18 protein-coding genes and 1 pseudogene are annotated in these 22,775 nt (G+C 43.8%); 6 read left to right on the plus strand and 13 right to left on the minus strand.

Annotated features, from left to right (window positions below; genetic code table 11):
• Window positions 1-10: 10 nt before the first annotated feature.
• The 3 genes and pseudogenes from ACMFL8_RS07550 to ACMFL8_RS07560 all read left to right on the plus strand — a co-directional run.
• Window positions 11-1,633, plus strand: a pseudogene (locus ACMFL8_RS07550) (circularly permuted type 2 ATP-grasp protein); the annotation flags it as partial.
• A gap of 957 nt (window positions 1,634-2,590) precedes the next feature.
• Window positions 2,591-3,376, plus strand: coding sequence for a transglutaminase family protein (locus tag ACMFL8_RS07555; RefSeq protein WP_189581966.1), 786 nt, complete (start codon window positions 2,591-2,593; stop codon window positions 3,374-3,376).
• Between the two features lie 34 nt (window positions 3,377-3,410).
• Window positions 3,411-4,151, plus strand: coding sequence for a peptidase (locus tag ACMFL8_RS07560; protein ID WP_413190590.1), 741 nt, complete (start codon window positions 3,411-3,413; stop codon window positions 4,149-4,151).
• Between the two features lie 120 nt (window positions 4,152-4,271).
• On the opposite strand, the gene ACMFL8_RS07565 is transcribed toward ACMFL8_RS07560, so the two are convergent.
• From ACMFL8_RS07565 to yghU, 4 genes are all read right to left on the minus strand, one after another.
• A complete protein-coding gene (locus tag ACMFL8_RS07565) occupies window positions 4,272-5,516 on the minus strand; it encodes a DUF819 domain-containing protein (protein WP_201590655.1) in 1,245 nt (414 codons plus the stop codon).
• 485 nt (window positions 5,517-6,001) lie between these two features.
• A complete protein-coding gene (locus tag ACMFL8_RS07570) occupies window positions 6,002-7,669 on the minus strand; it encodes a DEAD/DEAH box helicase (protein ID WP_413190591.1) in 1,668 nt (555 codons plus the stop codon).
• 606 nt (window positions 7,670-8,275) lie between these two features.
• Window positions 8,276-9,361 (minus strand): DUF1176 domain-containing protein, encoded by a 1,086-nt coding sequence (locus ACMFL8_RS07575; RefSeq protein ID WP_413190592.1) that lies wholly within the window; start codon window positions 9,359-9,361, stop codon window positions 8,276-8,278.
• A 413-nt stretch (window positions 9,362-9,774) separates the two neighbouring features.
• Window positions 9,775-10,629: a glutathione-dependent disulfide-bond oxidoreductase gene (gene yghU, locus ACMFL8_RS07580; RefSeq protein WP_413190593.1), complete on the minus strand. Its 855-nt coding sequence runs from the start codon at window positions 10,627-10,629 to the stop codon at window positions 9,775-9,777.
• 387 nt (window positions 10,630-11,016) lie between these two features.
• Here yghU and ACMFL8_RS07585 point away from each other — a divergent pair, with 387 nt between their 5' ends.
• The gene (locus ACMFL8_RS07585) at window positions 11,017-12,393 is read left to right on the plus strand and encodes a DHA2 family efflux MFS transporter permease subunit (RefSeq protein WP_413190594.1); all 1,377 of its coding nucleotides are present in this window, start codon (window positions 11,017-11,019) and stop codon (window positions 12,391-12,393) included.
• Window positions 12,394-12,536: 143 nt separating this feature from the next.
• Here ACMFL8_RS07585 and bfr (ACMFL8_RS07590) read toward each other — a convergent pair whose 3' ends face one another.
• The 3 genes from bfr (ACMFL8_RS07590) to ACMFL8_RS07600 all read right to left on the minus strand — a co-directional run bounded on the left by bfr (ACMFL8_RS07590) (window position 12,537) and on the right by ACMFL8_RS07600 (window position 14,166).
• On the minus strand, window positions 12,537-13,019 hold the full coding sequence (gene bfr / locus ACMFL8_RS07590; protein WP_194618535.1) for a bacterioferritin: 483 nt from the start codon (window positions 13,017-13,019) through the stop codon (window positions 12,537-12,539).
• Window positions 13,020-13,080: 61 nt separating this feature from the next.
• On the minus strand, window positions 13,081-13,569 hold the full coding sequence (gene bfr / locus ACMFL8_RS07595; protein WP_010198016.1) for a bacterioferritin: 489 nt from the start codon (window positions 13,567-13,569) through the stop codon (window positions 13,081-13,083).
• 405 nt (window positions 13,570-13,974) lie between these two features.
• On the minus strand, window positions 13,975-14,166 hold the full coding sequence (locus tag ACMFL8_RS07600; protein ID WP_010198018.1) for a bacterioferritin-associated ferredoxin: 192 nt from the start codon (window positions 14,164-14,166) through the stop codon (window positions 13,975-13,977).
• A 358-nt stretch (window positions 14,167-14,524) separates the two neighbouring features.
• Here ACMFL8_RS07600 and ACMFL8_RS07605 point away from each other — a divergent pair, with 358 nt between their 5' ends.
• Entirely contained in the window at window positions 14,525-14,854 is a 330-nt protein-coding gene (locus tag ACMFL8_RS07605; protein ID WP_194618537.1) for an ArsR/SmtB family transcription factor, read from the plus strand.
• A gap of 418 nt (window positions 14,855-15,272) precedes the next feature.
• On the opposite strand, the gene ACMFL8_RS07610 is transcribed toward ACMFL8_RS07605, so the two are convergent.
• The 5 genes from ACMFL8_RS07610 to ACMFL8_RS07630 all read right to left on the minus strand — a co-directional run bounded on the left by ACMFL8_RS07610 (window position 15,273) and on the right by ACMFL8_RS07630 (window position 20,484).
• Window positions 15,273-15,995, minus strand: a complete 723-nt coding sequence (locus tag ACMFL8_RS07610) for a sulfate/molybdate ABC transporter ATP-binding protein (protein ID WP_010198021.1) — start codon at window positions 15,993-15,995, stop codon at window positions 15,273-15,275.
• A gap of 110 nt (window positions 15,996-16,105) precedes the next feature.
• Window positions 16,106-17,041, minus strand: a complete 936-nt coding sequence (cysW, locus tag ACMFL8_RS07615) for a sulfate ABC transporter permease subunit CysW (RefSeq protein ID WP_413190595.1) — start codon at window positions 17,039-17,041, stop codon at window positions 16,106-16,108.
• A 1-nt stretch (window position 17,042) separates the two neighbouring features.
• The gene (cysT, locus tag ACMFL8_RS07620; RefSeq protein WP_189581940.1) at window positions 17,043-17,927 is read right to left on the minus strand and encodes a sulfate ABC transporter permease subunit CysT; all 885 of its coding nucleotides are present in this window, start codon (window positions 17,925-17,927) and stop codon (window positions 17,043-17,045) included.
• 181 nt (window positions 17,928-18,108) lie between these two features.
• Complete coding sequence (locus tag ACMFL8_RS07625; RefSeq protein ID WP_194618539.1) at window positions 18,109-19,209, minus strand: sulfate ABC transporter substrate-binding protein; 1,101 nt, start codon at window positions 19,207-19,209, stop codon at window positions 18,109-18,111.
• Window positions 19,210-19,359: 150 nt separating this feature from the next.
• Window positions 19,360-20,484 (minus strand): sulfate ABC transporter substrate-binding protein, encoded by a 1,125-nt coding sequence (locus ACMFL8_RS07630; RefSeq protein WP_413190596.1) that lies wholly within the window; start codon window positions 20,482-20,484, stop codon window positions 19,360-19,362.
• 255 nt (window positions 20,485-20,739) lie between these two features.
• On the opposite strand from ACMFL8_RS07630, the gene ACMFL8_RS07635 reads away from it, so the two are divergent.
• Window positions 20,740-21,261, plus strand: a complete 522-nt coding sequence (locus tag ACMFL8_RS07635; protein WP_413190597.1) for a hypothetical protein — start codon at window positions 20,740-20,742, stop codon at window positions 21,259-21,261.
• 104 nt (window positions 21,262-21,365) lie between these two features.
• On the opposite strand, the gene sat is transcribed toward ACMFL8_RS07635, so the two are convergent.
• The gene (gene sat, locus ACMFL8_RS07640; RefSeq protein WP_413190598.1) at window positions 21,366-22,619 is read right to left on the minus strand and encodes a sulfate adenylyltransferase; all 1,254 of its coding nucleotides are present in this window, start codon (window positions 22,617-22,619) and stop codon (window positions 21,366-21,368) included.
• Window positions 22,620-22,775: the final 156 nt, after the last annotated feature.

The following is a 22,775-nucleotide window of genomic DNA, read 5'->3' on the forward strand; positions in this document are numbered from 1 at the left end:
TGTGGTATTTATGAATAAAAAATCATCTCAATCTCAGTCTCAGAGCCAAAATCAATCACAAGAAGACCAGTCGCAAGACCAAAGTCAGAATCAAAACACAAATAAGGACACGGCTGCCCCTAAAACGAGTACAAAAGACAACGCTTCAGAGCCATCGCAAAGCCAATCACAGAATCAGTCAGAGGATACACCCGTCAAGAATTTAGCAGATACTCCTCCATCACGAGCACCAAGCTTTGATGAGCTCCAAACGGCTAAAGGTCAGTATCGCCCAGTGGCAAAAGCCGTTGGTAATTGGCTTGATAACATCAACATGGATGCCCTCAATTATCTAAACGAACAAGCAGAAAACATCTTTTACCGTAAAGGCGTCACCTTTACCGTCTATAGCGATGCCAAAAACATCGAGCGTATGATTCCGTTTGATATTATCCCCCGTATTATTGCTGCAAGCGAGTGGCGTCTGATAGAAGCCGGTTGTAAGCAGCGTATCACCGCACTCAATGCTTTTTTGCATGACATCTACCATGACCAAGCCATCATGAAGGCCGATATTGTACCTGCCAGTTATGTCTATGCCAGCGGCTGCTATGAGCCTTGGATGATGGGTATTGAGCTTGACAAACCCATCTACTCGCATATCAGTGGTATCGACTTGATCCGTGACGAGTCTGGCAAGTTCTGTGTATTAGAGGACAATTTGCGTACTCCGTCTGGTGTCTCCTATATGCTTGAGAGCCGTAAAATATCAGAGACATTATTGTCTGATATGTTTGCTGACACCTCTATTATGGGCATCAGTGATTATCCCGACCGCCTCAAAGCCTGTCTTGCCAGCTCAACATCCAAATATGATCCACAAGTTGTCATCTTGACACCTGGCCGCTTTAACAGTGCCTATTATGAGCATGCGTTCTTAGCACATGAGATGAATGTGCCACTCGTACATGGTTATGATTTGGTAGTTGAGGACAGTAAGGTCTATATGCAAGGTATTCGTGGCAAGGTACAAATCGATGTGATCTACCGACGCATTGATGACCCATATATTGATCCGCTCGCTTTTCAATCTGACTCGATATTGGGCGTCTCAGGGCTAATGAGCGCCTATCGCGCTGGCAACGTCGTTATCGTAAATGCCCCAGGTACAGGCGTGGCTGATGATAAGAGCCTATATCCTTTTGTGCCAGACATGATTAAATTCTATCTAAACGAAGAGCCGATTCTGCCTAATATAGAAACCTATCAATGCCGCAAGCCTGATGAGCTCAAATACGTGCTTGATAATTTAGACAAGCTAGTCGTAAAAGAAACCCAAGGTTCGGGAGGCTACGGCATGCTTATTGGGCCGACTTCTACCAAAAAGGAGATTGAAGAGTATCGCCTGCGCTTACTTGAAAACCCAGCCGGTTTCATTGCCCAGCCGACTATTTCGTTATCGACCAACCCCACTGCTGTCAGCGATGGCATTGCGCCGCGTCACATTGATCTGCGTCCCTTTATCCTCAGTCACGGCGATGGCACAGTCGATATCGTACCGGGTGGCTTGACTCGTGTGGCCATGGTTGAGGGCTCATTAGTCGTCAACTCATCACAAGGTGGCGGTATTAAGGACACTTGGGTCGTCGATGACAGTCACCTACAATCTGAAACCAAAAAACCAAACGGTAATGGTCAAGCTGGCAAATACACGCCTGTGCCTTTAGATGCCAACAACTCAGATCACGCCAACTATTATGATCGTGTGCAGCCTAAAGAAGCAGGCTATGAGATGCTAGATGACGCACCGATGATCTTGCTACTTTCCACTGCCAGTCATCTCATATGGCTAGGCCGATACAGCGAGCGCCTGTATTACTATGATAATGTCATGAAGCAACTGGTCAAAGACGATCTCAAAAAATCACAGCTGAAGCATTTAATCAGCCATTTAGGTTTTGACGCGGATGCGGATGAATCGTTTAAGACCATGAAAGCGCAGATGCTGTCTGATCTGGAACGAAATATCATACCGAACATCGTTCAATCGATAGATGACAATGTGCAAGAGGCCAAAGGCGTCATTGGTAAAGACACGGCTGAGTTATATAATTTGATTAAGCGGCTTTCAAGTGCTGGTACTTATCGGGCTGCAACCTTGCAGCTACATGCATGTAACGCAGCTATGAAACAAGAGCATCCAACGGTGACCTGCTTCTGGCAATTAGGGCGTCATTTTGAGCAGCTAGAGCGGGCTGTGCTACTGGAAGAGGACTCAATAGAAGTCAGTCTTGAGTTTAAGTACTGGATCAATGAGCTGCCTGAAAACACGCGCTGGCGTGAGCTGACACGTCTGGCCAATCAGATGATTAGATCGAAGAAATTTAGTGATTTTCAGCTGATTAGCAAAGAGTTTAATATCATCTTGCGTCAAGGTGTCTAGTCGCAAGATGATTACAGGCGCTAATGATACAGTCGATTCCAGATAATTTGGATAATAGCAAGGCGAGTAACAGTACTACCAATAGTAGACTAAGCTCGCCTGACGCCATATCCGATTTATATGGGATTGACCATACATATGAAATAAACAGAAAAATAGGAAGCTATCATGAAACTTCAAATCAGCCATCAAACCAACTATTATTACGGCGAGCTTGCACAGCGCAGTGTCCAGTATATACGCATGACCCCCATGCAGATGCCGCACCAAATTATTCACAAATGGGAGGTCATGCTGCCTAAAGTGGCGACCAATCAAAAAGACGGCTTTGGCAATGACTGGCTCACCCTTAGCCGTAATGAGGCACATAATAACTTGCAGATGCAAGCGTCAGGTATCGTGGAGATTGACACAGAGACCAAACGGTTAGAGGATATGGCACATGTCCCCTATCTGCTCTTTACTGTACAAACGCCATTGACCAAATGCTCACAAGAGATGCGTGAGTTTTCAGCGCCCTATCTAAAAAACCCCACGCATGACAGCCTAAAGTCGATGGCCAATGCCCTTATCATGAAGATGCCGTTTGTGAAAGATGTGACTCATGTAGGTACGACAGCGACTGAGTCTTTTGCGACAGGCGCTGGCGTTTGCCAAGATCACACCCATGTGTTTTTAGGCTGCTTACGGGATCAGCATATCCCAGCCCGCTATGTGTCAGGCTATCTATACGACGATACCGAAAACCATATGGCCAGTCATGCGTGGGCAGAAGTATGGCTGGACGGTTACTGGTACACCTTTGATATCTCAAATCAGCTGTTTCAACCAAGTTCTCACGTCTACGTCGCCATTGGTCGAGACTATTTAGATACAGCTCCTGTCCGCGGTGTTAGAATGGGCGGCGGTTATGAAAACCTTTACAGTCAAGTATTGGTTTCGAGATTATCATAGGCTATTTTTAAGCCTATTCTACTAAGGATCAGTTATGACTTATTGTGCCGCTATTCGCCTGAAAGAAGGGATGGTTTTTGCTAGCGACACACGTACCAATGCTGGGGTTGATCATATCTCAACCTTTAGGAAACTCTATCAATATGGCGTTGAGGGCGAGCGCTTTATAGTATTACAGACAGCTGGCAGCTTAGCGACATCGCAGGCGGTGTTTAACAAGCTGCAAAACGATATTGACCAGCGTCTTGAGAGTAATCTCAATACGGTCCCGACTTTATTTGATGCTGCGCAAATGGTTGGTGAATGCATGCGTGAAAAAATGAACCATGCAAAAAAAGTTGCTAATTCTAGTGTCGATGGCGCCTTTACCAGCTCTTTTATGCTGGGTGGTCAAATAAAAGGCCAGCCGCCTGAGTTATACATGATTTATCCTGCAGGCAATTGTATCAAAGCCACTGAAGACACACCGTTTTTTCAGTTAGGTGAAAGCAAATATGGCAAACCCATTCTAGATCGTTCTGTCAGCTACAATACAGACGTAAGACATGCAGCCCGCGCGTTGATGCTATCATTTGATTCAACCATTCAATCAAACTTATCAGTAGGCATGCCAATTGATTTTATACTATATGACAATGACAGCCTGACCATGCCCACTGGCCGACGTATTGATGAGAATGATGAGTATTTCAACAGCATTCGCCATCAATGGTCAGAGGAGCTACGTCGTATTTTGATTGAATTGCCTAAATGTCCTGATGGTTATTGGGGATAGGTATATGAAGGGCAAAAACTGTTTTAAATGAATGGTGAGGATCAACCGACAGACGTAGAAAAAGCAGCATAAATCGACCTTATGCTGCTTTTTTTATAACTATTTTTTCAAATTATAAGGTTATGTCACCACCAATCGCATTAGCTGCGTACTGATATAACCACCAAACGTGCCCACCGCATAACCCAAAATACCTAAAAACACGCCAACTGGTGCCAATGATGGATGAAAGGCTGTTGCCACAATTGGTGCAGAAGAAGCACCGCCAGTATTTGCGTTAGAGCCAACTGCCAAAAAGAAAAATGGCGCACGAATGACTCTAGCGACCGCAAAGATGATGACGACGTGAATACTCATCCACAATAGACCAATGAGTAGTAATCGCCACTGCGAGACAATACCTGCTAGATTGATTTGCATACCGATCGCGGCGATTAATACAAAGATAAATACGGTACCGATTTTGGAGGCGCCCACATGATCAAGCCGACGTATTTTGGTGAAGGAAAAAACCACTCCTATTAAAGTGATAATCACCACCATCCAAAAGAACGAGCTGGCAAAGCTGTATTGTACTGCCCAGCTATAAGGTGCAAAAAACTCTGCAATCTGACCACCTATGAAATGTGCCACCCCAACCATCGCAAAGCATAAGCCAAACATCACCATCAAATCATTTAAAGTCGCTGGACGCGTATGATCACGTTCGTAGCTTTCAACCGCTTTAATCACTTTATCGATACTGCTGGTATCCGCTCTCAATAGGCGATCTATCTTATCGCTATGCTTTGCCATGATTAATATCGCCAATAACCACAATGATGCATTGGTCGTATCGACCAAAATCATCATGCCAAACAAATCATCACTGACCCCAAACAGCTCTTTCATCGCCGCTTGGTTGGCGGCACCACCGATCCAACTGCCCGCCACTGCTGAAAAGCCGCGCCAAAGAGTATCGTCGGTAAACATACTCGGCGACACCCACTTAGCGATACCCAAGCTAATCGGGCCACTGATGACAATGGCAATACTGGCAGCGAAGAACATCGCAATCGCTTTCCAGCCCAACCCCAATATCTTTGGTACATCCATTGATAGGGTCATCAATAGCAAACTTGCTGGCAGCAAATAAGTAGCAGTGAAACCATAAATCTGTGAGCCAATACCGTCAGCGAACACACCCAAACTGTTTAGTGTGGCTGGTATAAAGCAGCACAGTACGATACCCGGCAATACTGCATAAAAGCGCTGCCAAAACTTACCGGGCAAACCTTGAGTATAGAACACCAATCCGATAACAGCCATGATGATACCAAAGGCTAACGGCAAGCTATCAATGGCTAAATGAGAAATATCAGGCATCAAGGTACTCCAAGAGTTACAGCTAGCAAAAGTGAGTCAGTATAGATAAGGCGAAAAACAGGTGCAAGCAACGATTGACTACGAAGATATATTTGTTCGTTTTGGCAGCTCATCAGTACTAGGGCGTGTCTTCAATTCACTCGATAGTCATCTGAATAGGCTGAAAATGGCTAAATCTTGCCAAACATCGTCAAATAGCTGGTTAATATCCCGATATTATCTGCACTATTTTTCTTGTTTGACGGCAATTTATCTCATTTTTATCACCATTTTTGAAATGAAGACACGCCCTAGAGCGTGTCCTCATTGTTAGCCCATTTGGAGAATACTGGATTGATATGAGAACACGCCCTAATCGGATACATATAAAACCACTGCGCACAAAAAAGCCAGATAACAAGTATCTGGCTTTTTGACGCTATTTTATCCGATTAAGTAAGGACTATTTTATTAATAACCTTTATTAATCATCAAATACAACGGTATTACGAGTTGTTACTACGGTTACCGCCGCTTGAACGACCTTGACCACGGCTGTCAGCACGACCAGCTGGGCGACCTTGGCTGCCACTTGGACGACCACGACCCGTTGCAGCACGCTCGCCGCGTGGAACGCCAGTGCTATCACCACGGCTAGGAGCACCAGTGCGCTTGCCTTGATACGGCTTGCCACCTGAACGCTCATTTGGCTTACCAGATGAATCACGTGGCTTGCCTTGATAACCGCTGTCATTGCTTGCGCGTTGACCGGTTGGAGCGCTGTCACTTGAGCGACCGCGAGCATTAGCAGGATTACCTTGATAGCCACCGCTTGAGCGACCACGGCCTTGACCATTACCGCCACCGCCGTTTGAACGACCACGACCACGGCCACGACCATTGCCTTTGTTTTCGCTAGGTACATAAGTCTTCTTAGGCTCCATGCCTTCGATGATACATACTTCCATTTTGCGATCTAAATAACGGTTGATCGCGTTTAGCTGTGGACGATCATCCATGCTACACAAGCTGATAGCGATACCAGTACGACCAGCACGACCACAACGACCGATACGATGGACGTAATCTTCAGTCTGACGTGGCAAGTCATAGTTAATAACGTGCGAGATAGCTGGGATATCTAGACCACGAGCAGCAACGTCAGTCGCTACTAGGATTTTAATTTTGCCATTACGCAAGTCTTGAACGATACGGTTACGCTTGCTTTGTGGCAAATCGCCATGTAGGAAGCTTGCTTTATGACCCGCTTCTTGTAGCTGTTTGGCCAGTTTTTCAGTGCTACGTTTGGTAGCAGCAAAGATAATGATCTGTTCCATATCTTGCTGGCAAACGATTTTGTCAAGCAAACGGTTTTTATGATCAAAATCATCACAGTAGTACACTTTTTCTTCGATATGTGCAGATTCTACTTTGATTGATACGCGCTCAGGGTTCTTAGTGAAGCTGGCAGCGATTTTACCTACTGGGCCATCCCAAGTTGCTGAACACATGATTGTTTGACGATCCGTTGGTGCAGCACGAAGGATATCACTGATGTCATCAGCAAAACCCATGTCTAGCATGCGGTCAGCTTCATCAAGTACCAATACTTCTAGGTTAGACAAGTCAACGCGACCGGCATTGATATGGTCAAGTAAACGACCAGGGGTCGCAACGATAACTTGTACGCCTTTTTTCAAAGCAGTAATCTGACCGTTGTACGGTGCGCCGCCTACTAATGGCACACAGAACAAACCGCGCATATCTTTAGAATATGTACGCACGCTGTCATGTACTTGCTGAGCAAGTTCACGCGTTGGCGTTAGGATAAGGGCTTTGGTTAGTTTGTCAAAGCTAGTGGCGCGGCTTAAACGATCAAGTACAGGGATAACGAAAGCTGCCGTTTTACCACTACCGGTTTGCGCTGATAGAAGAAGGTCACGACCCGCTAGAGCAAAAGGAATGGCTTGTGCTTGAATAGGTGTTGGGTTTGTATAACCACTGCGATCAAGCGCGGTCAAAATTGGCTTGGCAATACCGAGGTCAGTAAAAGTAACTTGATTTTCGTCAGAAGCGTCAGCGTCAGTAGAAGCTGCTTCATTAGTAGTTGTGTTTTGAGTGGTGTCTTCGATAATGCCATTTTCAGCGGCGATTGCAGATAAGATGTCAGTCATGAGAATCCTTGGTAAGTATAAGCTGCTGTAAATTCAGCAAACTTGATGCATACCACTGATAACCGTTCACCACGCTGCTTTTATTAAAAAACTACCGAGCAATATGAAAATGTCGATAATCAGAAGCCAAGCTAATAAAGCTCTACTTCTTCAATAAATGCGTTCGTGCTGTCTGACGTATTTTGGTGGTAGTGCCGAGTGTCTTATCCTTGCCTGATATCAGCGCATTATCGATGCTTTGTCCAAAGCAGATAAAGGCAAACAACAACCAATCTAGACCATATTTATATGGGCCAGTAGATAAGATATGAGTCAAAAATAACTGATATTTTTTAAAAGGTTATTTAAGTACACAAAATCATCGGCAACAATTACTTATGGTCATCCTAGACCCAAAATCGCAGGCGATGTTATCAATCTCATAATTCACGCTAGTCAATGCTAACGTGGCGACGCAGTATAGCACAGTACAAACACTATCTGTATCTATTTTTCCATTTACTATCAAAATAAGCGCTATCTTCTTAATAACCAATCATTTATTTAATCAAGACATGCCTCAGCCTTTAAGTAAATGATTGGTCACTAAAATGAACGTCGAATGTTCTAGCGTAGAATTTTTACTTCTGTCACATAAGTTGGCATTTGCCATGCCCCGCCTGCTTCGACCATACGGCACAGCCCCGTAGTGCTCTCATGACTTTTTTCAAAAGCTTTACCTGTCCACATCCAGTCGGCTTTGGATAAGCAGTCACCAATCCCGCGACCTTTTTGTACCGACGTGATTTTACCTTTGTCGTAATCGGTTGCATTGGTGGTAACCAAGGTCGGCTTATAAGGTTTATTGTCATTTATCACCCAGACGCCTATACCTGCATTATAAGCCCCTACCCAGCATTCGTGTTGTGCTAATAACTGCGTATTGTTCAAACGGCTGACACGCCATGAGGTTTCATCGAACAAATTTGGGCAGTCACTATCGGCATCTCGCATGGTAGTTTTCATCATTGTTGACAACTGCGAGGATTTCATCACAAATTTTTTGTTGCTGCTAGATATAGCAGCAGGGTTGGGTGCTACAAAACGGAGTGACGGTGCAGGCTTAGGTGGCAAGACACTACTATTGGGCTTTTTAGCATCATCGCTACGGATAAAGGCACTCGATGTGCCTAGGCGGCCCTGTGCCTCATCTGCCTTGAGCATGACAGCGCTAGCTCCTTTATCAGACAACTGCCAACGTGAGTTACGTAGTACCAGCTCGATTTTGCTTGATTTAGTCAAAGCATCTAGCAGTGCGGTCACCTGTGACGAGGTCAGCTCAGCATTGCCTGCTGCTGCGGAGAAAGGTTTGGTTTCACCCAAGTCTTTGCCGTCGATAACCAAAGAAATGCGATGGCGATTACCCAGTTGCATCAAGGCTTTCGCAGCGCTTTCTTTAGCACCGCCAAACTTAACTTGACCGTCTACGGTGGCATTGGCCCCCGCACGGCGCACCAGCAATACCGAGACGGGCAACTGGCTATTGTTTTCTGCTTGGTATCCTGCCAGCCGGCAAGTACGGGTATTATCACAAGCAACCTGCCAATCTTGGTTGGTAAATTCAACGGCGGCAGCATGAGCGTGGCTCATAGAGCTAAATGATGTGATAGTCAGTGCCGTCAGTATGGGTAATAAAATTTTGTTTTTTGACATTAATAGGCTTATTTTTGTTGTTGTTTTAGCTTTATTTGAAGAATGAGTCACATTTTTTGCATTAAATTTTTTATGAATATTGATATAGTAACTGGCATTGTGATCAGTTAACAATAATGGTGCACTTAGAACTTTATGCTTCTTCATAATAATTACTCATCAATAGAAGAATTATAAACACACGTCCTTTAAGACGGCGACCTGTTATCTTAACGTATCAATGTTTCTATCTGTTGTACTAATGTACCATTATGTAAATATACAAGTATACTGCTAATTTAATATATCGATATATAAAGATAGCACTATCAATATGTTAAAAAAATAAAGCTGATAAGCAAATTGCCTACCAGCCTTGTTTGACAGTCTCATTATTTTTATTTTTCTAATGAAGACTTATGATGCTTAATTACTTAAGCCATTGGTTTTAGTGACAGATCGACTGCCCGTTTTACCGCAGGACGCTCAGCTATTTGCTTCGCCCAGCGCTGTACATTTTTATAATCATCGACCTGCAAGAATTCAGCGGCTTCATAAAGCTTACCCAAAACCAATTGTCCATACCATGCCCAAATAATGATGTCTGCAATATTATAGTCTGCCTCGTCATTGCCGCACATGTATGTGCTGTCTTTTAGATGTTTATCGAGTACGTCGAGCTGGCGCTTGGTCTCCATGGCATAGCGATTGATGGGGTATTCCATCGGCTCTGGCGCATAAGCATAGAAATGACCAAAACCACCGCCTAAGAAAGGCGCACTACCCATTTGCCACATTAGCCAAGAGAGGCAGTCTGCTCTCGCTTTACCAGCGGCTACAGGTATGAACTGACCAAACTTTTCTGCCAAGTACATTAAGATGGCACCGGACTCAAAAAGCGCAATAGGCTCGCCAGCGGTATCGGCAGAATGATCGACCAAGGCTGGAATCTTTGAGTTAGGATTTACCGCCACAAAGCCTGAACCAAATTGATCGCCTTCTGAGATGTCAATTTTATAGGCGTCATATTCAGCGCCCTCCACACCAAGCTCGGCCAGCTCTTCTAATAAGATGTTAACCTTGACACCATTTGGCGTATTTAGTGAATAGAGCTGTAATGGTGCCTCGCCGACTGGCAGCTCTTTTTCATGACGCGCGCCAGCCGTTGGGCGATTGATACTAGAAAATTTACCGCCACTTTCTTTATCTTGTGTCCATACCTTAGGTGGCGTATAAGTCGCTTCTTTTACATTATTATTGGTCGTTGATTGATTGTTATCATTACTCATCAGAGATCCTATTTGTTATTGTGTCACAAAATATAATTTTACTAAAAATAGCCCGTTCAAGATAATTTGGATAAAACAGCAGGCAAAAGCACTGTGAACAGTAGACTGAGAGAACCTAACAAATTATTTAATTCATGTATCCAATTTATATGAGACTGACTGAATGTGTGCTCTACTATAACGGCTATCTCTCAACCTATTAAAGTCCTGTCGTGTAATTAATGTAGTGGTTTTTAAGATAAAAAGTCCTTTGGTTACTTTGCTCACCTTTAACTACTCTGTCATTGTTCCTATACTACGCACAATTTAACGGTCTTTAGAGATAAAGGTAGTGGCTCACGAGCACGCTCTTTGAATACCCTAGCCTTAAGATATGGTGATGTCAGTATGGTAACGCTAACCTCCACACAAAATAAATACCTACCCTATGTGCTGGCGGTGGCGCTGTTTATGCAAATTTTAGACGCCACCATTTTGAATACCTCGCTACCACAAATGGCACAAGCACTGGGTGAGTCACCACTTAAAATGCAATGGGCTGTGATTAGCTATGCGTTAACCTTGGCTGTTTTTATTCCAATCAGTGGGTTTTTAGCGGACAAATATGGCACACGTCGGGTGTTTTTATCCGCGATCATCATCTTCTGTATTGGTTCATTGCTGTGCGCGGCGTCACCAACCCTAGACTTTTTAATTGGTTCACGTGTGATACAAGGTATTGGCGGTGCGATGATGACACCTGTTGCTAGGTTGATATTGGTCAAGTCATATCCTCGCAATAAGCTATTGACCGTGATGAACTTTGCGGTGATTCCAGCATTGGTAGCACCCTTGGTAGGGCCAGTACTCGGCGGTTATATCGTGCAATATGCCAGCTGGCAGTGGATATTTTTGATCAATATACCGATGGGTATTTTTGGTTTTATTATGGGCAAAAAACTGGTACCGGCTTTATTTGAAGATACTAAGCATTTAGATTGGACAGGGTTTTTATTGTTTGCCACTGCAGCTTGTGGGTTTACGCTGGCGGTAGAGTTTGGCTCACAGGCAGGGCGAGAGCTTTATGGATTGTTCTGTGGTTTGGGTGCAAGCCTGCTGATAGGTGCTTATATCTGGCATGCCAAACGCCGTCAAGCACCGCTATTCCCCTTGACCCTATTTGACATTCGTACCTTTAAGATTGGGATTACGGGTAACTTATTTACGCGCTTAGGCATTAGTGCCGTGCCGTTTCTACTACCGTTACTATTACAAGTGGTGTTTGAGTACTCACCGTCGCAGGCAGGTTGGCTACTAGCGCCTATCGCGGTTGGGGCGATTGGTATCAAGCCTTGGGTGAGTAAAATTATTCAGCGTTATAGCTATCGCACGGTATTGGTCTACAATACATTTTTTATGGGTACACTCATCATTATGTTGGCGCAGTTTAATGATGCCTCACAGTGGCTTTGGTTCATCCCTATTTTAACCGTAATGGGTGCTTGTAACTCTATGCAGTTTAGCGCAATGAACACCATTACCATTGGTGATTTGGAAGGCGTACAAACCAGTAGCGGTAACAGCTTGATGGCCGTTAATCAGCAGCTCGCGATTAGCTTTGGTATTGCCTTTGGGGCTGCGCTACTGAATCTACTACGTGAGCGGTTTGAGCTTGATACCTTGGCTGCGTTTCAGACGACGTATTGGATATTGGGAATACTAACGATTCTCTCAGGACTGTATTTCTTACGTCTTAAACCTGAAGATGGCCGTGGTTTGTATTAGGGCGTGTCCTCATTTAAAAGCTGAAGACAAATGATGTCATAAACATGCTCATAAATACCAGACACAAAAAAGCCAGTAGAGGTTTGAATAATATCAAACGCCTACTGGCTTTTTAATCGATGAAGGACTTAATCGACGAAGAACTAAGGCGCTTTGTCATCATCCATCTGTGATTGGATGTAGCGTTCTACACCAATGCTTTCGATCAAGTCTTCTTGTGTCTCTAGCCAGTCTTGATACTCTTCATTGCCATCTTTGAGCTTCACCAATAGCTGACGAGATACATAATCACGATGTGTCTCGCACAGAGTAATCGCATCGGTAAGAATGTCGAATTTCTGTTTTTCTAAACGCAAATTGCAATCAATAATCTCTGGCACATCTTCACCCACCAGCACTTTACCCAGTTCTTGCAAGTTCGGTAAACCATCAAGTAACAAGATACGCTCGATTAAATCGTCTGACCATTTCATCTCAGCAATTGATTGATGGTATAGCGAGTCATTCAGCGCTTCGAGACCCCAATGCCGAGCAATCCGTGCGTGCAAAAAATACTGGTTAATAGCGATTAGTGATTGACCAAGCACTTTATTGAGTGCACGGATAACGTCTTTATCCCCTTTCATAATATCTCTCCCTTTATCATTACCTAGTAAATTAAATGTCGTGTAACGCTATCGATAGCTATTAAACAAGATGAGGAGATACCTCAGCCATTTGACTTTGTAGGTAATTTGGTAGACCAATCATATCGATAAGACGCAACTGCTGCTCAAGCCAATGCGCATGATCTTCTTCAGTGTCTTTTAGCTGCACAACCAACATCTCGCGAGTGACGTAATCATGTTGTTCTTCACACAGCGCAATACCGTCTTTTAGATGCTGTTGCACTTCATACTCTAGATCAAGGTCAAGCTGCAGCATTTCAGGAACAGTGCTACCAACATTGATATCGTTGACTTTCATCTTTGGCGTGCCGCCGAGCATTAGAATACGGCGAATGATAGCCTGTGCGTGTAAGGTTTCATCTTGCATCTCATGATTGATACGGTCGTATAATTTGCCGTAATGCCATTCCGCATACATCTCTGAGTGAATGAAATACTGGTCACGAGCTGCAAGCTCGCCACCTAATAGAAAATTTAAATACTCAATAACTTTTGGGCTACCTATCATCACACGCACTCCTATATTTATTCGTCTTTCAGATTACAGTAATAGTAATAATACCTGTATTGATAGCATTATCAGTAACCTGCACGGTCAAATTGAAAACAACAAAAAATCTTCTAAATCAAGATAGATATAGTAGCATATAGACGCTGTATGACTTGTAACGTTATTAACTAAGAATACGATGCTAATTGAGAATCATAATTAGCCAGCTTTTTTGAATACGCTCAATAGATATTTGAGCAATATAGAGAAAGTTCAGTGCGGGATATAAGCATGATAATTGCCCTACCCTTTATAACAGCTAATTGAGCTATAAAGAGTAAGCCGCGATAATAGAAGAGGTGGTTGTTCGAAGGTAGGATTAGTTGTCATGCGCAAGCGTAAACGGTGCTTATCCAACAATCGTTAAACGGCATAAGCTAGGACATCTAATCTAGCATGGTGTTCATCAAGATAATCGTTGACCATAGGTTCGCAGCAGCCACAGCACGTCGCAACATCAAGGGTATCTTTTAGACCGTCAAGGGTATCGATGCCAGCAGCAATAGCGGCTTTGATTTGCTTTTCTTTTACGTCGTTACAGATACATACGTACATGTGCTTGCTCCTACGATGGTTACTATATGCTTTGCTGAGGTACTTAAAAATGAAGAGATATGTTTTGAACGATATAGGTTGCTTGATGTTCAATACTTTATCTTGTTGGTCGTTATAATAACGATAATTATTACCATTTGCAATAGCATTGACCTATCTGTCCGTCATAAATCTACTGCTATTGAATCTTGATAAAAGCTCAATTCATGTAACTGCATACACACAAACATGTAACCGAACATTTTTAACGGTATTAAATTGACGATGAAGTGTAATTTTGCTCACTTTTTAATCGATTTTATTGATAACTGCTGTTATATTGACATCCTATTAATAAAAGCTCTCTTGGGATTACCCTATGTCTGATAATAATTTTACGATACAACCTATCGAATTGTTTAAAGTTTTATCTGATCCGACACGCTTAAAAATCTTCCAAATTTTATTCAAAAAAGAGGCACTCTGTGTAGGCGCATTGGTAGAAATACTGGATCAACCGCAGCCAACCATCTCTCGCCATTTAAACCATTTGAAAAAACTGGGTATTTTAAGCTGTGTTCGCGACGGTACGTGGATGTGGTATGAAGTAGCAGATGACCTGCCTGACTGGTGCCAAGATATCTTAGACATCACTTATGAGCAAACCTCACTTGGAGACTTAGACGGTGATATGCAAAAACTTGCGTAGTTACTATTAACTTGCGTAGTTACTATTAAGTAGTTACTACTAATAAGTGCTTAGATGGTAATCGATTAGGATAGTAGGTAATTAGAAGCTATTCATTAAGCGTTACTATCTGCGGGTTTGGTCATTGCTCTACCTCTAAAGTTGACACTTATAAATAGCTTAATCCATAAAAAAAGACCTAATAATTTAGGTCTTTTTTTATTTACAAATGACAGCAACTGCACAGACTGGTTGTCTTAAACATGGGTGAAATGCGATGAGATATAGTCAAAATACCCCAAAAACGCTACGATACTGATGATATTAATTTTTTGTCGCCTCTGTCTGCATAGGTACAGCAAGCAAGAAAAATTGATATCAGCAGTGCGTGATGTATCGATATTACTTTGCACTGACTATATGACTTAAAGAAGTCTGATTATACTAAATCTAAAAAGTCGCTGACAAAAGCGTTAGCTGGATGGTGTATCAGCTCCTCTGAAGTACCTACCTGCTCGACATGACCATGATTCATCACCACAATCTCATCAGATATTGCGCGCGCCTCTTCTTGATCATGGGTCACCATGATACTGGTAATACCAAGATCATGATGAATGTCTTTTAGCCAGGTACGCAACTCTTTACGCACCTTGGCATCAAGTGCGCCAAACGGCTCATCCAGTAGTAATAACTTTGGTTTTACCGCCAGTGCTCGTGCCAGTGCAATACGTTGGCGCTGACCGCCAGATAATTGATGCGGATAAGCATTGGCAATCTGCGGTAACTGTACTAATTCTAGCAGCTCTGCCACCCGCTTATTGATATCAGCTTTGCTTGGGCGTTCGTTCTTTGGCAACAGCGTTAAGCCAAAGGCGATATTATCAGCGATATTTTTGTGGCGAAACAAGGCATAGTGCTGAAACATAAAGCCGATATGGCGTTTTTGAACCGGCGTGTTGGTAACGTCCAAATCATCAAACAATATCTGCCCCGAATCCGCATATTCAAGCCCAGCAATGATACGTAACAGTGTCGTCTTACCGCAACCAGAGGGGCCTAATAAGGTCGTCAATTTACCAGTAGGCACAGTGATATTAATATTATCTAAGGCAGTAAAATTGCCAAAACTTTTATTAACGTTCCTAATTTCGATGCTCATAATAGTGTCTCTTATTATATCTTTTGTCTTATCGTAGCAGATTGTCTTCGATTGCTGTTTTATTAGTAGCTAAATATAAGTAGCGAACTATTAACAGCTACTTGAACCATTTATAGGCTGTTATCTTCGTTCTTTACTACGGTGGCATTGGCACTCACTGGCAGCTCAGGGGCACTTGCCAGCCGTTCAGATTTGGCAAATTTACGCTCTTGTACTTTGGTCATGACTTGTTGTATCAGCAGCGTCACGAGAGCAAGCGCAGCAAGTAAACTTGATAAGGCAAAAGCCGCGGTAAAATTATAATCATTGTAAGCAATCTCAACCAAGAGCGGCATGGTATTGGTCTCACCGCGAATATGGCCCGAGACCACGCTCACGGCACCAAATTCACCCATTGCTCGAGCATTGGTTAAAATCAAACCATAGAGCAATGCCCATTTGATATTGGGCAAGGTTACATGCCAAAAAGTCTGCCAACCGGTAGCACCCAAAGTAAGCGCGGCCTGCTCTTCACTATCGCCTTGTGTCTGCATCAGCGGTATCAGCTCACGGGCTACAAAGGGAAAGGTCACAAATAGCGTTGCCAACACAATCCCTGGCACCGCATAAATCACTTGAAAGCCCATGCTCTCAAGCCAGCCACCAACGGTAGAGTTAAGGCCGAATAACAAGACAAACATCAAACCGGCTACCACTGGTGACACCGAAAATGGCAAATCAAGCAAGGTTGTGACCAGCTGCTTACCTTTAAACTGATAACGCGTGACCAACCATGCAATCGCAATACCCATCACCATATTAATGGGTAACACGATAGCAGCGGTAATTAACGTCAGCTTAATGGCTTGCAAGGCTTCTGGATCGACCAGTGAGGCGATATACAACTGCCAGCCACCTTTAAAGGCTTCGTAGAACACCGCAAATAATGGCACCACCAACATGATAACCATGAATAAAACAGCAATCGCGATAAAGGTACGTCTAATCCATGGGCTGTCTTTAGTCGCTGGATTACTTTGATAATCGTAACTATTGGATATCTGCATCTTAGCGAGCTCCTACACGGCGCGACAGTTTCCACTGTACGATGTTGATGGTCAATAAAATCACAAATGAGATCAGCAGCATAAATAACGCCACGGCGGAGGCACCCTGAATATCAAACTGCTCAAGTTTACTGATAATAATGAGCGGTAAAATCTCAGACTGCATCGGAATGTTACCAGCGATAAAAATCACCGAGCCATACTCGCCAGTCGCACGAGCAAACATCATGCCCGCACCCATAAGTAAAGCGGGTAACAGCTCTGGCAAAATAACCTTGCGAAAAGTGGTAAAGCGATTCGCACCTAATACCGCAGATGCCTCTTCAAACTCAACCGATAGCTCGGCCAATACGGGCTGTACCGCACGAACAATAAACGGAAAGCTGACCACTACTAAGGCGAGCCAAATACCGATAGGCGTAAAAGCCACCTGAATATCGAATTTATCGAACCATTGACCAATCAGACCATTAGGCGCGTAAAGAGTGGCAAGAGAGATACCGGTGACGGCGGTTGGTAGTGCAAAAGGCAAATCAACCAAAGCATTGATTAGGGACTTACCCCAAAACTCATAACGCACCAGTACCCAAGCGACCAGCGTACCAAACACCATATTGGTGAGCATCGCTAAGAACGACATCCACAAGCTTAATTTTATAGCAGCGGTCACTTGCGGCTGGGTAATGGTTTCCCAAAAGCCGGTCCAGCCCATTTGCGTTGTGGTATAAGCCATCATAGCAAACGGCAGTACCACCAGTAACGATAAGCTAAAGACGGTGATGCCCATGCTCAGACCAAACCCTGGCAGCACATTGCGCTGACGCAAACGGTTCAGCCACCCTTTGTTTCGCAGGGGTTTGTTGGCAGAAGATAGTGGTGCACTCATAGTAATGTCCTATTGCCTATCTGATGGTACTTATCGTAAAGACCACGTTTTATCAAATTTATTATTAGTACGCTTATGGTATAAAGGACACAGCGCGGGTGCCATGTCCTTTATATGATTGGACGTTACTTTAGAATTGCTGAGCTGGTAACGACAGTACGTTTAAAACATAGCAGACTGGCTACTGAGGGGCATTAATTGCTAACTGATCGAATACGCCGCCATCACTAAAGTAAGTGCTCATAATTTCATCCCATGACCCAAACGCATCGTTTGGACGGAAAGTTTCAACCGGTGGTAATTTGTCACCATTTTTATCAAGAACGCTTTTTACGCTAGGACGTAAGTAAAGGTCAGCAGCCAATTGCTGAGCAGGCTCGCTCCATAAGTAATCAAGATAGGCTTTTGCTGCATTAGTCGTGCCTTTCTTGTCCGTCACCGACTTAACGATCGCAACAGGGCTTTCTGATTTGATAGAGTATTTAGGATAAACGATGTCAACTTTACCCGCACCAAAATCAGTGGCGGCAAGGTTGGCTTCGTTTTCAAAGGTGACGAGTACATCACCAATACCGCGCTGAACGAAAGTCGTTGTCGCTGCACGTCCGCCATTCTCATAAACTTTTACGTTTTTAAGCATATCTTTTACGTATTTTTTCGCTGGTGCTTCTTCGTTATTAAAGGCGTGTAAACCATAACCATAAGCCCCTAAGAATGCATAGCGACCGTTACCAGTGACTTTCGGATTAGCCATCACAATCTCAAGGCCATCTTTGGTCAAATCTTCCCAATCGTTGATGCCTTTTGGATTGTCTTTACGCACCAAAAATACGATGGTGCTGGTAAATGGCACAGCATTATCTGGGAACTTGCTTTCCCAATCTGACTCAACCAACCCTTTTTTCTCAAGCAATTCAATGTCTGAGCCTTGGTTCATCGTCGCAACATCCGCTTGTAGACCATTGGCAACTGACAGTGCTTGCTTACTTGAGCCACCATGTGACTGCTTAATTAGGATAGTGTCGTTTGGGTTCTCAGCTTTATAGTGCTCAACGAACAGCGGGTTGTAGTCTTTATAAAAATCACGCGCCACATCATAAGAGACGTTCAACAGCTCAATATTCTGACCTTCTGCACTCGTGGCTGTGCCATCAGCATTGGCAGTTGTATCTGCCTGCTCACTGTTGCTACAGCCAGCAAGTCCAAGTGTCAACGCCACGCCAGCGACACTTAGAGCGCTCAGCGCTTTGTTTTTTTGTTGATAACGAGCTGCGTATGTCATAAATACCTCAGAGATGTCTGTTTTTTATGTAATGCAGGTATGCTAACAGCGCCATCTTATTATGTTTAATGATGAATATGTGTATGTTATTGCCAAAATGGAATAACTGTATTATATAGATAAAGTTATCAATTACTTAAGGGTTGCCCTCTACTCTACCCGTGCCAGCTGATCGAAACGCCCGCCATCGACAAAGAATGTGTCCATGATCTGTGCCCAAGACCCGAAAACTTCGACTGGCTCAAAAGTGTTAATATCAGGTAGGGTGTCTTTGTGCGCTGCTAATACCTGCTCATTACTAGGACGCATATACATCTGTGCCATGAGTTCTTGTGCGGGGGTCTCCCATAAACCTTTGAGATAAGCGGTTGCGGCCTCAGTTTTACCGCCTTTTTCGGTGACAGCGGTCACTACGGCAACGGGGTTTTTAATAACAATCGAGTAGCTTGGATAAACGATGTCAACTTTTCCTTTTGCGAACTGCTTCACCGCCAGATGCGCTTCGTTTTCGGTAGTGATAAGTACATCACCTAGCCCGCGTTGGGTAAAGCTGGTCGTCGCTGCTCGTGCACCATTGTCGTAAGTAACGACGTTTGCCAATAGTTTCTTGATAAAGTCATCCGTTTTGGTAGGATTTTCCACACTTTCTTTGAATTGATGCAGACCATAACCATAAGCGCCCAAAAAAGCATAACGCGCCGTACCACTGGTTTTTGGATTCGGGATGACCACGTCGACCCCGTTACGCGCCAAATCCGACCAATCTTGAATATTTTTTGGATTACCATTCCGTACCAGTAGTACCATAGTGCTGGTATAAGGAACGGCATTATTCGGTAGGGCTTGTTGCCAGTCGGCTGCGACCAAGCCTTTTTCAACCAACAAGTTCATGTCGCTTTCTTGGTTGAAGGTCACCACATCGGCTTGCAAACCATTGGCAACCGACAAGGCCTGCTTACTTGAACCACCATGTGACTGATTGATATCGATCTTACTGTCTGGATTTTCTTTCTGATAATTCGCACTGAATAATGCGTTATAGTCTTTGTAAAAATCGCGCGACACATCGTAAGAGACGTTCAGTAAGCTGATGTCTTTTTGCCCACTGGCAGATTCGTTTTGCGTGGCTTGCGTTGGGCTACAACCTGCAATTAGCATCATCGCTGTCAATGCGCTGCCAATCATGAGGATGCGTGGTTGTACGCTTTTAGATAATGATGGGGCACCAGAAATACTGCCAATGCGAGATGAGATTTTGTTGATATTAATTTGCATAAATGTTCTCTATAGTTTCGAGTTTCATATCTTTTAGTTTCGATGCGACCATTTTTTATTAAAATACTTATTACGGTCTCAATGGCTATTGCTCAGTGAATTTGGCTTTTTGAATTTAATATTGAGTATAATGAGAGCCATGCTAGCAGCTTGTTTCATGAACGCTTAGTGACAAATTAGCTTATCGAGTGAAGCACTTGGCATAAGCAGGCAGGAGCAATACCTATCATTCACTTAACCACAAGGTGCGACCATATGATTCAATACCAACTTCGCTCAGTACTTTCTATTGCGTTATTATTTGCCAGCCCTATCCTTATTAGCGTCAGCGGTTGTAGTTATAGCAATGATAACTACGGTGATAGCAAAGTGAAAAGTACTGCTATTATGCCGACACCTGCTGTGCAAAAAGTCGTTGGTGACTACGCCTCAGAGAGTTATGCGGCTCGCAAACAAGGTTATGATTGGGTGGGCGTCATGGTGAGACCTGACGGAGCGACAGACATTACTATAAAAGTGCGCGCCCGCAGTGATGTGAAAAAACCAACCTGTTATTTTGATGGTAAGGCGACCTTGCTGGGTCAGGATGATGCACACGGCGTTATTTTTCAGACCAAGATAAATAGCAGCAATGACAGCATGGCGTTCTTTCAATTTAAAGACGATACGCTGACCATTGATAGCCCAGATAAATATGCATTAAACTATTTTTGCTCAGGTGGCGGTACGCTAGCCGGAAACTATGAGAAGCTTTCGGGTGCTTTAGAGCTGAATTAACATTCAATGACGTTAAGCTTTACTGTAGACAATAAAAAAGGTGCTAGACGATAAGTCTGACACCTTTTTTATGACTGATTTTATTTATCAACGATACAAATTAATTATACGGCTGATGCACCAGTGAGCTTAACCTCAGCTCGCTCCTCACGAGCGATACCAGCATAATAATTGCGCAAAATTTCTAGTACTTCAGGACGGCTAAAGTTCTCTGGCACCTCTTCGTCTTCTGATAGTGCTTTACGTAGCTTAGTACCTGACACTTTGACATGTTCAGAAGCGTCATGCGGGCAAGTCTTGTCTGATGCCATCGCATTACAAGCATTACACCAGAACGTCCAGCCAATTTTTAACGGCTGAGTGATCAGATCGTCTTTGCCAACGTGCTCAAAGATAGTCTGAGCATCAAAGGCACCATAATAATCGCCAACACCAGCATGGTCACGACCAACAATCAGATGACTACAGCCATAGTTTTGACGGAATACCGCATGCAGTAACGCTTCACGAGGTCCAGCATAACGCATGTCTAGTGGATAACCCGCTTGAATCACCGTATCTTGTCTAAAGTAGTTGTCAATCAAGGTTTTGATGGCTTCTTGACGCACGTCAGCAGGAATATCACCTGGCTTGAGCGCACCTAATAATGAATGTATCAACACCCCATCACAAATCTCGATAGCAATCTTGGCAAGATATTCATGTGAGCGATGCATTGGGTTACGCGTCTGGAATGCTGCGACTGTTTTCCAGCCTTTGGCATCCAATATTTCGCGCGTCTCCGCAGGCGTTTTATAAATCTCTGGGTATAAGGCTGGGAATTCGCCTTCGCTTAGCACTTCTACGCTACCTGCGATGTTGACATCGCCTTGGTTTAGCACTTGCTGCACACCCGGATGCTCAGAGTCTGTCGTGGTAAATACTTGCTGGCATTCGTGTTCTTTATCAATACTATAGGTTTCTTCAACCGTCAAGATACCCATCACTTCACCATCTTCAGCGATCAACGCGACTTTATCACCTTGATTTAGGCTGTCGGCTGTGGCTGTTGGTGCAGATAAGGTGATTGGAATCGGCCAAAACAAGCCAGCATTTTCGCCGCTTTGTAAGCGCATGTTGTCAACCACACCCTGCCAGTCGGCTTGATTCATAAAGCCGCTCAGCGGGGTAAAGCCGCCAATACCAAACATAATCAAATCGCCACGCTCACGAGAGCTTAAGGTAATTGTCGGTAAGGTGCTGGCAAGTGCCAAGGCTTGATCACGGGCGTCGCCAGTTAACAATAATGGCTTAAGCTCACTGCTACCATGAGGAGGGACTAGTTTTGAAGCTGCTTGATTGAGGACTGAAGATGTCATATTGATTTAAAACCTTAATAATAAATGATTATGCTCGGTAAATTGGCTTAGAAAATTGGCTTATAAATAGAATACGCATAGGCTACCTAACTTTCGTTATGAAAATTTATGCTGTGTTTGGATATGGATATGTCTTAAAGGAATTTATGTTTTTTG

Source organism: Psychrobacter sp. AT9 (genome assembly GCF_047272965.1).
Taxonomy (GTDB): domain Bacteria; phylum Pseudomonadota; class Gammaproteobacteria; order Pseudomonadales; family Moraxellaceae; genus Psychrobacter; species Psychrobacter glaciei.